The sequence below is a fragment of the Nostoc sp. genome (assembly GCF_036917435.1).
Classification (GTDB): domain Bacteria; phylum Cyanobacteriota; class Cyanobacteriia; order Cyanobacteriales; family Nostocaceae; genus Nostoc.
The window spans coordinates 15,146-30,080 of record NZ_JBALDM010000053.1; the positions used below are offsets into that span (position 1 = coordinate 15,146).

Genomic DNA, 14,935 nt, shown 5'->3' on the forward strand with positions numbered 1-14,935 from the left:
CCGATTGTCCCGAAGTGTCTATTTTTCATATTGATTAGCAAATTATTTTATCTGTAGTAACACTTGTCAATCCAAATTCGCATTTCTTCTTCAGAACCAAAACAAGCAGATCGTCCTGTCATCGGATCGTAGGCGTGCCAAGAAGAAATGTTACCACGTCGGTCTGATTCTTGCCACACTTGGAGGTCTGAAGCACTTGCCATCCAGATGACAAAATGTTGCCAATATTTTTGTAAAGTTAACAAAAAATTAAATTTATTCATAGTGAAAGTACCCGATCAACATTGAACTATTGCTCTTACTTTCACGTAATAATTGGCAACTGATAAGGTACAGTTTTGGCAGATTTGATCTAGTACAGTTAAGCTGTATTTCAACTGGTATAGTCAAAAAACTCTCAACTGTACTAGGTAAAGTTGGTAGAAATAGTTTATATTGCCAGTATTGATGATTATTTAGTCATTGACGAGTGCGCCAAAATGAACATTTTATTAGAACGGCAGTCACACAAACCGATTTATTTGCAGATCCGCGATCGCATCAGTCATCTGATTAAATCTGGCGCACTCAAAAATGGCGATCGCCTCCCTTCAATCCGCTCTCTGGCAGAGAGTTTACAAGTTAACAAACTCACGATTATTGAAGCATATAACGTTTTAGAAGCAGATGGGATTGTTTCTGCTCGTCAAGGTTCAGGATATTTTGTCAGCAGCGTTTCTCTTAAAAGCGCTAACCTAGAATCTAAGTTTGCTCCAGCCCAAAATGTCATAATTACAAAACCAGAAAAGTGTTCTTTTTATGATATGTACACTCCACTGGTGCAAGCACAAACACAGCCAGGAATAATTAATTTTGGCTACGGTTATCCTCGTCCACCAAAAGATATTAACCTGATTGCCAGACGAGCGCTAAGACAAGATGATGCTGATATTTTCTTTCCCCATGAAATGCCTCAAGGACAACTAACCCTGTGTAGGCAAATTGCTCAAATGTTAGTACATCAAGGATTAGAGGTTTTCCCAGAGGATTTAATTATTACTAATGGCTCTCAGCAAGGATTGTCATTAGCTATGAGTTATTATGTACAACCTGGTGATTGGGTGATTGTGGAAGCACCTACTTATTATGGTGCAATTTCTATTTTAGAAAACTTAGGAGCTAAGATTATTGGCATTCCTATGACTGCGGAGGGAATGAATTTAGACTTATTAGAGCAATATCTCCACAGCCACCGCCCGAAATTAATTTATACGATTAGTACTTTTCACAATCCGACTGGATTGACGACAACACAAAATCATCGTCAACAATTACTAGCATTAGCTCAAAAATATGAGTGTCCTATTTTGGAAGATAATGCTTATGAAGGAATAAATTTTGATGCAGTGCCAGCACCCATTAAAGCTTTAGATAAAAATAATTTGGTAACTTATTTAAGTACCTTTTCTAAAACTTTAATGCCTGGTTTACGAGTTGGCTATATGGTAGTTACAGGTAAGCATTATCAAGCAATTATTGAGCGGAAGTTACTCCACGACTTGCACACATCCAGTATTTCGCAAACAATAGTTAGCGAATATCTCGCTTCAGGACATTACCGCCGTCACCTCAGCCGACTCCGCACTGATAATCTGCAAAGTCGTAATACTATGTTGCAAGCTTTGGAGCGTTATTTTCCTGAAGAAATCCGGTGGACAGTTCCCACGGGAGGATTGTTTCTCTGGGTACAGTTACCAGATAATTTTCCCATTGGGACAATTCGTAAGGAAGCTTTTGCACAAAATGTCTACTTGGCGTGCGGTTCGGCGTTTTTCCCTGATAAGCAGGGTTATCCAGCGATGCGTCTAACTTTCTGTCTCCCGCCAGAGGAGATTGAGCAAGGTATTTCGATTGTGGGTAAGTTGCTGAAAAAGTATATTTCTAGAGGATGCGTAGATACAGAGCGGCTTGTTGCCAAAGATCGCATATCTCCTTACCAACCACTTGTTCGCAGTTCGTAGGTTAACACAGATTTCCTAATCTACTTCGCGCTGAAGGAGCTTTTTCTGCATACATCAAGATGAGAAGATGAAACTTGAATATTAATGCGATCGCAAACGGTTCGGATAAGATCCCCGCGTCTTTGGCAACTACCTTTTTAAGCAAGGCTGTTTCATTCTACAAAAGCAAGAATTTAGTTCTGTTTCAATAAATCTGCAATTAGATTAAATACGAAGAAGATACTATTAGCTATAGTAATTCAGATATTTGGAGTACTCCTGCAAAATTTCTGCTCAAAAAAGGGTGCTTACTTATTGTCTTGGCATAAAAATGTAATAGTTCTGGCACAGTAACTTCAACACTTTAGTTTACGATAAAATCCGAATTATTGCATTTTGAATTTAACCAAGCAAAGTATGCCAGTTAATCTAATTTTTCAAGGTGCTATTAACAACAGGATATCAAAATTATGCAGCAAGGCGGTATGAATGAAGAGGGAAAACAATACTTAGACTATGAAGACAATAATCCAGCACTGTCTAAAATCATAGAACGGAACATTCGTACTATCATCCGTCTTCGGCTTCAGGCTGCTAACAAAAGAAAGTTGCAAGACCGAATTGCGGATGGGATTACCTCCTTTTCAGGACATATAGTTTTTGTTTATGTACATATAGTCTGGTTTGGAGCTTGGATTATTTTAAATACGGGAAGAATTGGCGTGCATCCGTTCGATCCATTTCCCTACGGACTATTGACAATGGTGGTATCACTGGAAGCAATTTTTCTGTCAACATTTGTGTTAATTAGTCAAAACCGCCTCAGTGAAGAAAGTGAGTATCGCGCCAACTTAAATTTACAAATTGCATTATTGACAGAGCATGAAGTCACACGAGTATTGCAAATGCTTGATGCTATTCAAGACAAAATGGGGATTAATAATGATGAAGACAGTGAGCTTGCTGACTTAGAAATGGAAACGAAGCCCGAAGATGTATTAACTGAAATTGAGCGACTTCAGCAGCTAGCACTTAAGAGAAAAAAGCCGAACAAACGTAACGACAGATAATATCGTATTCGGTTAAAGATTTGTAATTTTATCCTGTGCTGAATTTCACTTCACTTTACCGCCGACTGCGAAAACCCTGCTTTCCATTAATTTGGTCAAAAAGGATATCGTATTTATCAAAAAATGCAATTCCAGTATTTACAAATATAGGTAGTTCTGACTGTGGTGAGATACTCAGATTCCAGCGATTAAATCCGTCGCGGGTTCCTGGTTTCAAACTGTAATCAAAAATGCCATTAATTCCTACCTTCACGGCGTTTGCTGAACCTAATACTCCTGGCTTGAGTTTTCCTGCTGTAGAAGCTGACTTGAATTCAGTCAAACCATTAATAGTTCCAGTATCAGCGATCGCTGTGCCATTACAATTATTTTTAGCAGAACTCCCAGCAATAGTTAAACAAACTTTGCCTAGCCGAGAATCCCACCTATTACCGGGTACACCATTAATTTCAGGTTGTTGACTCCAAGAAGCCATTTTGAAACCTGCTTGATTTTCAGCAGTTAAACCGAGAATTAGGCTGCCATTGTTATTACTACCACCATTTCCAATCACGATAAATCCGTTACTCAGATTGCCTGGTAATTTTCTTAACGGGTTATAAGGAAGTGATTTTTCAAAATAGTTGACACCAATAATACCAGCAAATGGCACACCGTTATTTGCAGAACATTTAGGTTTTTGGGCAGTACATTGGCGACTAGTAACAATTTGTACTGGAAGAGGTTCGGTAGCGGGAAGTAAACCAAATCGGACATTAGTATAAACTAATTCTCCCTCCAGGATAGTACCATCACTTAATACTTCCTTGATATTCTGTCCCGTTCTTTGGATGGGAGCGTTACCTAAAAACTCTTTGGGAACCCTTATACCTGCTGAACCTGTATCTAATAGAATACGTTTTGGCTGACCATTTGCGATCGCTAGTTCCAAAAAATAGCCGCGAATACGTTGACCAAGGGAAGGTTTTGTGTATAAAGGTAGCGAGATAGTATCTAAAGTTGTTTGGTGGGGTATATTTTGAGAGATATCGCGCAACGCTGAGTTTGGGAAAAGAGCCGCAAATGCTGACTGGCGTTGCTCTGCTGATTCAGGTGCGATATCCCAAAGGCTTTCGTAGTAGAAAAAGCCAATACCTAAACCGCGTTGTTGTGCTGCTTGCACCTGGGGTTGAATTTGTGATAAAGAAACTGGGCGATTTCGTAACCCCGCTAAAATACCGATACCAGTTGGGATGATTTTTTGGGTTTCTAAAATTTCTGGGCGGTTAATTTGACTGATAAAACTTGCTAAATCATTACGGTATACCTGCATGACTAACTCGTCTACAATACCTAATCGTACCCAGTTAAGCCAGTCTTGCAGTTGCACCTTATAGGCGTATTCAGAATCAACAGGAGAAACTGAGAAGATAGCGTTCGGTTTTCTCGCTTTCACGCTTTGGTACAGGTTTACCATGAATGCAGTGATTTTATCTGCCCGCCATCTTTTCCAGGCTTTGGCTTGGGGATTAGGTGGCGGAGGATTCCCAGTTTCTTGAGTATATAGATTAATTGTGTACTTATCGTAACCAAAATCTACAGGTAAACTCGTGTGGTCATCAAATTGAATGCCATCAGCATTGTATTGAGTAATGATTTCCATCACAAGGTCGGTGATAAACTTTTGCACTTCGGGGTGAAAGGGATTTAACCACGCTACTTCACCCGCAGCACTAATTGAAGTTTGAGTCCCATCGAGCTTTTGTGTCAGCCACTCTGGATGCTGGGATGCAAGTTCTGAAGTTAGGGGAACCATAAAACCAAATTCAAACCAAGGTATTACTAGTAGTCCTTCTCTGCGGGCTTGGCTGATAATGTCTGCAATCACATCTTGTCCATCTGTTCCTTTGAAGAAGAAGGGAATACCCATTTTTTGCATGATGGCGCTAGGGTAATGTGTGTAACCATCGTTCCAGACTACCGGATAAACAGTATTAAAGTTTAACTGCCGTAGTTGGCTCATGGCTGCAAGCACCTTGGAGCGATTTCTAAAAACGCTAAAATCGTTACCACTTAGCCACACCCCCCGAATTTCTTGACGAGGTTGAGGAGGTAGTTGGGCAACAACAGGGGTAAAGGTGTTGAGTTGCAATACCGCAACGAATGATATTAGACATAATAATGGCAGCAGACGCTTCTTCAAAAACCACCAACTAGATACTACAGATTTAGATAGCAAGTTAGTTATATCTGTATTAATTTCTCTGCTTTTTTCCCAAAACTGACTTGTCATTACTTCTGCTTACTAAATAAGGTTAATTTTAATTTCATATAAGTAGAGCGGCGTAAATAATTAAAGGTTTGTAGTAAGGACTTTAGTCCTCAAATAAGGGCTGAAGCCCTTACTATAAAATAATCTTAAGGTTTTTTACATTACTTAATCTAGTTTGATTTATTTTCGCCTACTTACTTAAACAAACGTTAAATTGCTATACCAGGAAAACTGATAGAGTAATTTAGCTGCAAGTATAGACGACGCAGTTGTACGCTTAGTAGTGCCAAAAGGTTTAGTACTTTGGGGGATGTTTGGTATGGGTGGGTTAGCTGTGATTTATAGCCTGGGTGCGCTATTACCTATATGCTGGTCTTCTGGTGGGTAACTATTTTGATTTTCGTGCTGACTTTGGCGGTGTTCGGTGTGCGCCAAAGTATTTTTCACTGCGGTAACGCAACCACACCCGCAACACTTGCGGAATCCGATCTTTTTGTTCTTTGGTTAGGGTGTTATAAAGGGCTAAGGCGCGATCGCGTTCACCCCGACAAGCTGCATTATTGTGAGCATCCCAATAGCTACGCGCTACTCGAATCCGCCGACAGACTTCTTTAATCAGGGCTTCTCCGGTAAGTGGAGTATCTTGGTTAGCCATACTCAAATGTAATAAATTTCTAATGCCATCCTATCGGAAAATCAAGGTTTGGGCTATTTTTGCGGATTAAAATTTTGGGATGAGGGGGCTAGCACTGCAATCGTAAAAGTGTTTTGACAAATATAATTATCATAATCAATCCCTGTGGTTAGGGATTAATTATAGCGATCGCTCATACGGAACTGCGATCGCTTCTTTAATAATCCAAGTTGCGTGACTCGGCACTTCAAGCTTTTTTCTCAAGAAGTTTAAAAATCTAAGCTTTGCCGAAAAGAGATTAGTATTTCATTCAATGCAGCCATGTCTATTAAAAATGCATCATGTCCGTGGGTTGAATTTAGCCACGCCAGTTGAGCATTAGGGATTAAATTTGCTAATTCTTGTTGTTCTACTGGCGGATAAAGGATATCAGAATCAATGCCCACAACTAAAGTCGGTTGCTGGATGCTTCGCAGAACAGATTCATAATCTGATAAATTAGGAACTGTGCGATCGCCTCCAACATCGTAGCGATCCATTGCGTGAGTCAGAGTGATGTAAGTGTTGGCATCAAATCGTTCTGTCAGCTTTTGACCCTGATGCTGTAAATAACTCGCTATAGCAAACTGCTCAGATGCATCATACTGCCGCCCAAAGCGCATTGTAAAACTATCCCAAGAACGGTAAGTACTCATCGCCATCATCCGCGCCACTGCTAATCCTTGATTTGGAGGCGTATCCTGGGTATAGTTCCCTCCTTGCCAATTTGGATCTGCATAAATTGCTTGTCTTTGGGCTTCACTTAATCCAATACACCAAGCGGAATGTCTGCCAGAAACAGCGATGGGTGCAATACTTTCCACCTTGTCTGGATATAATAATGCCCACTCCAGTGTTTGCATCCCACCGAGTGAACCGCCAATTACGAACCGCAGAGATTGAATACCCAGGTATTCTAGTAGTGCAGCTTGCAGGTGAACCATATCTCGGATTGTAATGTTAGGGAAAGATACACCATAAGGTTTTCCCGTTGTTGGGTTGATAGTAGTTGGCCCAGTTGTACCATAACAACTTCCCAAAATGTTGCTGCACACAATAAAATCGCGATCGGGATTGAAGGCTTTCCCGAAACCAAACAAAGGTTCCCACCAATCATCAGCATCAGCCGAACCAGTTAATGCATGACAAATTAGTACCCCATTATTACCTTGAGCATTTAACTCTCCCCAAGTACGATAAGCAATCTGAACCCCAGTTAATGTTTCGCCACCTTCGAGTTGGAATGGCACTGTAAGCTGGTAAAACTGGGTTTGCGGTGAGATGAAAGTTGAGTAGATCATATATATATGGGAATGGGGAATGGGGAGTTAGGGATTTCCAGAAAAGAAATTATCCAAATAAACGAACCGCAGAGACAAGGCAGCGCGGTCTTGGGGGTTTCCCCCATGAGCGACTGCTGCGCAGAGAACACAGAGTGAAGAGGAATAGAGAGATTTTGCGATCGACTTTGGGATATTTTTATTTGGAAGTCCCTTAGAAGTTAGGAGTTAAAAGTTAACGAACATCGGTAGATAATGCCCAATTCCCAATTCCCAATTCCCAATTCCCAATTCCCAATTCCCAATTCCCAATTCCCAATTCCCAATTCCCAATTTATTAAAATGCTTGCTCAAAATCTTCTTTGATATCGTCGATATGTTCAATTCCCACTGATACTCTTACCAAATCGGGTGTCACACCTGCGGAAAGCTGTTCGTCATCACTTAGCTGTTGATGGGTTGTGGAAGCGGGATGAATCACGAGGGTTTTAGCATCACCAACGTTTGCTAAATGACTCGCCAATTTTACACGATTAATAAAGGCTTTACCTGCCTCCAATCCACCTTTGATGCCAAAGTTTAAAACTCCCCCAAACCCATGTCGGAGATACTTTTTCGCTCGTTCATGATATGGATGATTGGGAAGTCCAGGATAATTAACCCATAATACTTGCTCTTGCTCCTCTAACCACCGAGCCAATTCTAGGGCATTACTCACATGACGATCTACACGCAAAGAGAGAGTCTCTAATCCTTGCAGTAAAAGAAAAGCGTTAAATGGACTCAACGACGGGCCAAAATCTCGTAACCCTTCGACTCTGGCGCGGATAATAAAGGCAATGTTGCCAAAGGAACCACTAGGGCCAAACACTTCTTGGAAATTCAACCCATGATAACCGGGTGATGGCTCAGTAAATAAGGGAAATTTGCCGTTACCCCAGTCAAATTTACCCGAATCGACTATTACGCCACCAATGGAAGTACCATGTCCACCAATCCATTTAGTTGCAGATTCTACTACAATGTCTGCACCATGTTCAATTGGTCGAGCTAGATACCCACCAGCACCGAAGGTATTATCCACAATTAAAGGTATGCCGTTTTCGTGGGCAATTTCAGCTAAAGCGGTAAAGTCGGGGATGTTGAATTGAGGATTGCCAATAGTTTCAACGTACAGCGCTTTGGTGCGATCGTCGATCGCCTGACGGAAACTTTCTGGATCGTCTCCTTCAACAAATTTGACGTTAATACCTAAACGTGGTAGGGATACTTTAAACTGGTTATATGTTCCCCCATACAGAAAACTAGTAGAAACGATATTATCTCCAGCCTGTGCGATCGTAGTGATTGCCAAGAATTGCGCCGCCTGACCGCTAGCTGTTGCTAAGGCTGCTACACCCCCTTCAAGTGCAGCAATCCGCTTTTCAAATACATCCGTCGTCGGGTTCATGATTCGGGTGTAAATGTTACCAAATTCCTGGAGAGCAAATAACCGCGCTCCGTGTTCGGTGTCGTCAAAAACGTAAGAAGTTGTTTGGTAAATTGGTACAGCACGAGCATTAGTTCCAGGAGCCGGCTCTTGTCCAGCATGAACTTGCAGGGTTTCAAAACGATATTGTTTAGACATCAGCAGTTATTTGAGTTTCCAATTATATAAAGGAAGTAATATAAGCTGTTCTGCATTTAATTTGCACGCTCGACGCGGGCAAGATGCCCGCACTACAATAATTTGAAGAAATCAGAATGTGCAAATTACAAGATTATCAGCTTACTATTTGAGCGTTGTATTAGATTAATCAACGGTAATTTGTCAGACTTACAGTATTTTACAGCTATTTAGCGATCGCCTGTTTGAAGAATCGTAGGAAGTTTTCGCTAATCTGGATCAATAATTTCTGCGATGCTTAGGAAACTCAAGACGCAAGTTGAAAAATTGCATAAATCTTCAACTGCCTCCGTTAAGTATTTGGAAACTCAACCACTTTGTTCTGTATCTGAGCTTATGGGCTTTCTATTGCTCAATTAGCTCACCCTTTTGGGTGAGTCATATATCAACCGATCAGATGAACTGACTGAAGGAAGCTGAGATTAATAATAAAGAGGATTCTATTACTAAAGAAGACCGCTTGTATTTTACCTAAGAATATGAAACTCGTTACTTTGATAAATTCTGCACTTATTTTTGCTTCTATTACTTTTGTACCCGGAATCGCTGGCGCTCAAACAGCTACTAGCAATAGTAATGAAACAATCGCTATTAACTCTAACAATTTACCTAGTAACTCTACTTCTGCAAATAACTTTCAGCCCTTCAATCTAGTTACTTTTGCTTATCAAGGAGGTCTAAAGCAGCACGGGATTCCTAGTGGAGAAACACTAATATCTGAAACTCAGAACAAAAAGATTATTGCAGAAGATTTGGTGAAAGCTGCTGTTAATGCAGATAAATTACCATCAGAAGTTTTAAACGACCAAAATTACCTAAGTAGTGTTAATTTACAACTCAACGCATTGCCTGATTATGCTGCTGCTGATTGATTGGTTTTTCTTATATTTTTTATAAAGCTAAATTTGTGAGTATACTATAGTCGTGTGCTTCTTACCAATATAAATAAAAGCCTTTTATATACAGCGATCGCTGTATAAAACAAAGTTAGATATTCACAGAACTTGTACCTATAAGTTTTGTCATTGTATGCTGAAGGCACGGAAAATCGTATAATCAAAAACTTATCAAGTAAAAATTTCGTTTTCTATAGAGAATGGCAGAAGTAATTAGAACGGGGAGCCTAAATAACATCGAGTCCATTGAGTTTGAAAAGCAGTCCTTGCACCAAGCCAGAGAAATAGGCGATCGCAATAGTGAAGTCATTTGTTTAGCAAGTTTGGGCAATGCTTATCACTCCATTGGGGAGTACCACCTGGCAATTGAGTTTTATCAGCAGTGGTTGGATATAGCGAAAGAAATAGGCGATGGCTTCGCCCAAGCCAAGTCTTTGTCTGGATTGGGCAACGCTTATCAATCACTGGGTAAATACCAGCGAGCGATTGAATTTTATCACCAGTGGTTGAGTATCACTAGGAAAATAGGCGATCGCACAGGGGAAGGCATTTGTCTAGGAAGTTTGGGCAATACTTATGAATACCTAGGTAAGTACGAGCAAGCCATTGAGTTTTATCACCAGTGGTTGACTATTAGTAGGAACACAGGCGATCGCACTGGAGAAGGCATTTGTCTAGGAAGTTTGGGTAATACTTATGAATCATTGGGGCAGTATCAACTGGCAATTGAGTTTTACCATCAATGGTTAGAACTGACAAAATTGAACTGCGATCGCAATGGACAAGGCATGGCCCTAAGTGCTTTGGGCAGTACTTATAAGGCATTAGGAGAGTACCAAAGAGCAGTTGAGTTTCATCAGTATTCATTAGATATTAGAAGAAATCTTGATGACCAAAACGCCGAAGCAAACACCTGGTTTAATTTAGGTTTGGTATTAGAAAAAATCAATCGACAATCAGAAGCAATGGATGCCTTTTGCAATGCTCGTGGCATCTATCACACAATGGGAATTGATGCAAGTTTGCAAGATTGTAACCATGCGATTGAGCTTCTTTCTCAAAATGTTTCAACCATAGAATCTCGCGTCTGGTTTGGGAGATGGTTCAGTCATTTGTCGCAGTTAATCAAAACTGATTCTCACTAATAACATTTTCTACCACTGATTCAGCCAATACGAGGATATTTTAAAAGCTTTTTACTATTTTAAATCCTAAATATAGATTAAAATCCACTTTTAAAATATCCTCTGAATCGGTGAGATTATATCAAGAGGATGGGTATTTATTAAAAACCGCAACTGAGTTGTTGTCATCAAAGGCAAACACAGTAAACGGGTCTTTTTGATTTCCTATCTCCATCCCAGGAGTGCCTACAGGCATTTGAGGGACAGATAAACCAGCAATATTTAGTTTTTCTTGCAGCAAGCGTTTGATGTCATTTGCTGGCACGTGTCCTTCGATGACATATCCATTAACAATTGCGGTATGGCAAGATGACAAGTTCTCTGGCACGTTGTATTTTTGTTTAACCGTTTCAATATCAGGCGTAGAAAAGTCTGTAATTTGAAAACCTTGTGTCTTTAAGTGGTCAATCCACCCGCCACAACAGTTACAATCGGGGCTATGATATACAGTGGCATTTAGCGCTGTTGCTTTTGATAGTGTCTGTTTATCTTGGATACGTTTAGTAGTACTTATCAGTTGAGCATTAGCTGCAACAGAAGCAGGAAAAATAGCTTGAGCATTACTTATATCAGCAGTACTTCCTAAGATGCCTAACGTCCCTACTGTTAAAAAAATTATTACCACTGCACGCAAAGCAGTACGTACCAAGATGGGAGGTAAGAATTTTTGCCAGCGATAAATAAATTGTTTGTATGACATTTCAAACTTCCTAAGTACAACATTGCCTAATTTTGTTGTAACAAATTCTCTTCAAAAAAACTCTGCATACTTTGCGCCCCTCTGCGAAAAGAGTACGCCTTGTCAAACAATGGCATTACGTCACCAGACAATAGCATTACATCGCCTAACAATGGCATAGCATCCCTCTGCATTTAAAAAAGCTGCAAACCTTATGCGGTAGAAGTCATTGCAAGAGTGCTAGTATGTTAAGTATTGGCATTTTGTCAGTGCTGAGAGACTTCCAAATAAAAAAATATTCCAAAACTGACATAAAAATCCTCTTAATCTCTCCTCTCTCTGTGTTCTCTGCGCGGCAGTCGCTCATGGGGGAAACCCCCAAGACTGCGCTGCCTTGTCTCTGCGGTTCGTTTTTTGGGATAATTTATTCCTTAGAAATCCCTAAATTGTTGTTTTAGAAGACAAATCTACTACATCAGCCCTCTGTTTTCATATTCTTGTATTGGCGAAGGTACTGAACTATTAACCCATTTGCAACACTTCTAGGACAACAGCAAGCAATAGAATTACTCACTCAGGCTGTCAGACAAAAGCGAGTTGCTCCAGCATATCTATTTGTGGGGCCAGATGGTGTAGGAAGAAGTTTAGCAGCCAAGTGCTTTGTAGAATTGCTATTTTCTAATGAGATGGGAGTGACTGCGGCTTTACAAAACCGTTTGCGTCAGGGGAACCATCCAGCTTTATTGTGGGTGCAACCGACGTACCAATACCAAGGACAACGATTAACAGCAGTAGAAGCGGCTGAAAAAGGACTTAAGCGTAAAGCACCACCTGTAATTCGGCTAGAGCAAATTCGGGAAATTACCGAGTTTTTGAGTCGGCCACCCTTAGAAGCACCAAGAAATGTGGTAGTGCTAGAAGAAGCTCAAACAATGGCAGAAGCCGCAGCCAATGCTTTACTTAAAACTTTAGAAGAACCGGGACAGGCGACGTTAATTTTAATTGCACCTACACCTGAGTCGGTTTTACCAACCTTGGTGTCACGCTGTCAACGCATTCCTTTTTATCGTTTAAATGCAGAGTCTTTGGCTGTTGTTCTCACACAAACAAATCATCAAGAAATTTTACAAAATCACGCAGTATTGAATATAGCAGCTGGCAGTGCAGGAAGTGCGATCGCATCTTACGAGCAATTACAAGCTATTCCCCCAGAATTACTCGAAGATTTGAAAAAAGCCCCTACTTCCTACCGCAAAGCCTTAGAGTTAGCCAAAAAAATTGATAAGGATTTAGATACAGAAGCCCAACTGTGGTTAGTTGATTATCTTCAGCAATTTTACTGGCAGCTTTGGCATCAACCTAGTATTGTTAACCATCTAGAACAATCTCGCAAATACTTACTTGCTTACGCTCAACCCAGGCTAGTTTGGGAATGTCTGCTTTTATCTATATGTCAGAAATAGAATTATCTTTGAAGATTCTAATCCTGACTTATGATCAACTTATCGCAGACAATTCCAGTTATTTTTTTAGGGGCTATTCTGGCTGTGCTTTTCCCTGAAGTTTGTGCTGCTTTCAATGTTCATGAGGTAGAACGGTGAAAAATTAGATCCCCGACTTCTCAAAGAAGTCGGGGATCTGGACACCGCGAGAGTTATACAAAGAGTTTTTAATAGGAAAAAAATATGTCATTATTAGATGATTTAGTAAATAGTTATTCTCGTAAAAACTTAGCAGCAGTCTTTACAAAAGTTGGTATTGAAAATGCAAAAATTACTGATATCAATCGGCAAATTTTAAAAGAAGTTACCCTCGCTCAATGGTTACTAGAGTCTAGCAGAGGTAAAAGCGATCTTGCTGTCAATGCTAACAATTTTGCTGGATTAAAATGGCGAGTTCCTGATATGAAAGGGTATGCCGAACCGTTAAAAATCAAGGTTCCCTCTGAACCACAAGAAGTTGAATTCTGTAAGTTTACAGATATAGACGCTTTTATTGTTGGTTATTGGAAATTTTTAACTCGCACTCCCTATAAAGGCTTAGAAGAGTATACCAATACACCAGAAAACTTCCTTGGCTTTCTCAAGACTAAAGGCTATTCATCCGATCCTAAATATGTCAGTAAAGTTGTAGACTTACTTCCAGAGGCACAAAAGTTACTCACTAACGCAGGTGGAGTTACCATTCCCACTTCGGTGGAACAACTTCAGTTAATTCGTGTTCCAAAAGAAGTTGAATTAGGACAAAACTTTAGGGTTGAAGGCGTAGCACCTTTAACCGACAGTGGCAAAGTTTTGTCGATTATGAGCGATGAGCAATCTCTAGCCGCAAGTGTAACAATTAGTCAAGATGGCAGATGGCAATTTGATTTCATCTTTAAACAAGCAGGCGATCGCCACATAATCATTGCTGTTGACAATCAAACTCTAGAGATCCAGATTAAAGTTATTGTTCCTTTTGATCGCAAAGACGATGAGAACACTCAACAACCTACAGCATCTAGTTTACCAGGAGCGAAGGTAATTAAACTCGCTGGTAGTGTGGGAATTGGCGGAGTTAATAAAGCTGATGATGTTAAGGCTATTAAAGCGCGATTGTATGAGCTAGGTTACAGATGGGTGGGCGATCCTAACAGTGCAGACAGAGACAGGGGACTATTTGACGCGATCGCACTATTTCAGTCAATTATAGCTGGTCGCAGTACTCTTAATGGTGATGGTCGAGTTGATGTTGGTGGCATAACTCATCGATGGTTGCAAGCAGCTAATGCACCACGGTGGGAGTTGATGCCAATAAGCGATCCTAAGAATGGGTTAGTTAACGGTGAATTAGAAGATACCGAAGATAACCACGATTTTGGAACACACTGGTTAGCTGATATCATTAAGAAAATTGCCCAAGATTATCAAAACAGTTATCGTAACACTCACCCTTTAGCTGCTCCATTGGCAATTAACGATGTTAGTCTTCCTCATGGAGGCGATACTCCCGATCATCATGGACATGAAACTGGCATGATGTGCGATATTTACTTACCCCAAAAAAATGGAAGTTTTGGTGGTATTGTTTGGTCGAGTTCTGAATACGATCGAGATTCTGCACGAGCCATTATCAAGTCTATTACTAATCAAAAGCTGGTACGAGCAATCTTTTTCAACGATCAACTACTAATTCGAGAGGGACTTTGTGTTTCTCTAAATGGTCACGATAATCATATTCACTTTGAAATTAACCCACCAGTCAGGAGTTAATTCTTG

The 14,935-nt window shown here is 40.3% G+C and carries 12 protein-coding genes; 6 read left to right on the forward strand and 6 right to left on the reverse strand.

What is annotated here, in order from left to right; translation table 11 throughout:
* Nucleotides 1-47: 47 nt before the first annotated feature.
* Nucleotides 48-263: a hypothetical protein gene (locus tag V7K98_RS26080; protein ID WP_335027221.1), complete on the reverse strand. Its 216-nt coding sequence runs from the start codon at nt 261-263 to the stop codon at nt 48-50.
* A 216-nt stretch (nt 264-479) separates the two neighbouring features.
* Here V7K98_RS26080 and V7K98_RS26085 point away from each other — a divergent pair, with 216 nt between their 5' ends.
* A complete protein-coding gene (locus V7K98_RS26085) occupies nt 480-2,000 on the forward strand; it encodes an aminotransferase-like domain-containing protein (RefSeq protein WP_335027223.1) in 1,521 nt (506 codons plus the stop codon).
* A gap of 449 nt (nt 2,001-2,449) precedes the next feature.
* Nucleotides 2,450-3,049, forward strand: a complete 600-nt coding sequence (locus tag V7K98_RS26090) for a DUF1003 domain-containing protein (protein ID WP_335027225.1) — start codon at nt 2,450-2,452, stop codon at nt 3,047-3,049.
* Between the two features lie 55 nt (nt 3,050-3,104).
* On the opposite strand, the gene V7K98_RS26095 is transcribed toward V7K98_RS26090, so the two are convergent.
* The 4 genes from V7K98_RS26095 to V7K98_RS26110 all read right to left on the reverse strand — a co-directional run bounded on the left by V7K98_RS26095 (nt 3,105) and on the right by V7K98_RS26110 (nt 8,880).
* Complete coding sequence (locus tag V7K98_RS26095) at nt 3,105-5,321, reverse strand: glycoside hydrolase family 10 protein (protein WP_335027227.1); 2,217 nt, start codon at nt 5,319-5,321, stop codon at nt 3,105-3,107.
* A gap of 367 nt (nt 5,322-5,688) precedes the next feature.
* A complete protein-coding gene (locus V7K98_RS26100) occupies nt 5,689-5,955 on the reverse strand; it encodes a Precorrin-3B methylase (RefSeq protein WP_335027229.1) in 267 nt (88 codons plus the stop codon).
* A 248-nt stretch (nt 5,956-6,203) separates the two neighbouring features.
* Complete coding sequence (metX, locus tag V7K98_RS26105; RefSeq protein ID WP_335027231.1) at nt 6,204-7,274, reverse strand: homoserine O-acetyltransferase MetX; 1,071 nt, start codon at nt 7,272-7,274, stop codon at nt 6,204-6,206.
* A 316-nt stretch (nt 7,275-7,590) separates the two neighbouring features.
* Complete coding sequence (locus V7K98_RS26110) at nt 7,591-8,880, reverse strand: O-acetylhomoserine aminocarboxypropyltransferase/cysteine synthase family protein (protein ID WP_335027233.1); 1,290 nt, start codon at nt 8,878-8,880, stop codon at nt 7,591-7,593.
* Between the two features lie 518 nt (nt 8,881-9,398).
* On the opposite strand from V7K98_RS26110, the gene V7K98_RS26115 reads away from it, so the two are divergent.
* Together V7K98_RS26115 and V7K98_RS26120 are read left to right on the forward strand one after the other, a co-directional pair.
* Nucleotides 9,399-9,791, forward strand: coding sequence for a hypothetical protein (locus V7K98_RS26115; protein WP_335027235.1), 393 nt, complete (start codon nt 9,399-9,401; stop codon nt 9,789-9,791).
* A 224-nt stretch (nt 9,792-10,015) separates the two neighbouring features.
* The gene (locus V7K98_RS26120; RefSeq protein ID WP_335027237.1) at nt 10,016-10,960 is read left to right on the forward strand and encodes a tetratricopeptide repeat protein; all 945 of its coding nucleotides are present in this window, start codon (nt 10,016-10,018) and stop codon (nt 10,958-10,960) included.
* 121 nt (nt 10,961-11,081) lie between these two features.
* On the opposite strand, the gene V7K98_RS26125 is transcribed toward V7K98_RS26120, so the two are convergent.
* Nucleotides 11,082-11,699 carry a DUF411 domain-containing protein gene (locus V7K98_RS26125; protein ID WP_335027239.1) on the reverse strand — a complete coding sequence of 206 codons (618 nt, stop codon included), beginning with the start codon at nt 11,697-11,699 and terminating at the stop codon, nt 11,082-11,084.
* Nucleotides 11,700-12,199: 500 nt separating this feature from the next.
* Between V7K98_RS26125 and V7K98_RS26130 the strand changes: the two genes are divergently transcribed.
* Complete coding sequence (locus V7K98_RS26130; protein WP_335027281.1) at nt 12,200-13,141, forward strand: DNA polymerase III subunit delta'; 942 nt, start codon at nt 12,200-12,202, stop codon at nt 13,139-13,141.
* A 222-nt stretch (nt 13,142-13,363) separates the two neighbouring features.
* Nucleotides 13,364-14,929, forward strand: a complete 1,566-nt coding sequence (locus V7K98_RS26135; protein WP_335027241.1) for a glucosaminidase domain-containing protein — start codon at nt 13,364-13,366, stop codon at nt 14,927-14,929.
* The last annotated feature ends 6 nt before the right edge of the window (nt 14,930-14,935 follow it).

Excerpts from the sequence above, each read along its gene's own strand:
- V7K98_RS26110 (WP_335027233.1), bottom strand. The coding sequence starts at position 8,880 with ATGTCTAAACAATATCGTTTTGAAACCCTGCAAGTTCATGCTGGACAA.
- metX (WP_335027231.1), bottom strand. The coding sequence starts at position 7,274 with ATGATCTACTCAACTTTCATCTCACCGCAAACCCAGTTTTACCAGCTT.
- V7K98_RS26090 (WP_335027225.1), top strand. The coding sequence starts at position 2,450 with ATGCAGCAAGGCGGTATGAATGAAGAGGGAAAACAATACTTAGACTAT.
- V7K98_RS26115 (WP_335027235.1), top strand. The coding sequence starts at position 9,399 with ATGAAACTCGTTACTTTGATAAATTCTGCACTTATTTTTGCTTCTATT.
- V7K98_RS26080 (WP_335027221.1), bottom strand. The coding sequence starts at position 263 with ATGAATAAATTTAATTTTTTGTTAACTTTACAAAAATATTGGCAACAT.
- V7K98_RS26135 (WP_335027241.1), top strand. The coding sequence starts at position 13,364 with ATGTCATTATTAGATGATTTAGTAAATAGTTATTCTCGTAAAAACTTA.
- V7K98_RS26095 (WP_335027227.1), bottom strand. The coding sequence starts at position 5,321 with ATGACAAGTCAGTTTTGGGAAAAAAGCAGAGAAATTAATACAGATATA.
- V7K98_RS26100 (WP_335027229.1), bottom strand. The coding sequence starts at position 5,955 with ATGGCTAACCAAGATACTCCACTTACCGGAGAAGCCCTGATTAAAGAA.
- V7K98_RS26125 (WP_335027239.1), bottom strand. The coding sequence starts at position 11,699 with ATGTCATACAAACAATTTATTTATCGCTGGCAAAAATTCTTACCTCCC.
- V7K98_RS26120 (WP_335027237.1), top strand. The coding sequence starts at position 10,016 with ATGGCAGAAGTAATTAGAACGGGGAGCCTAAATAACATCGAGTCCATT.
- V7K98_RS26085 (WP_335027223.1), top strand. The coding sequence starts at position 480 with ATGAACATTTTATTAGAACGGCAGTCACACAAACCGATTTATTTGCAG.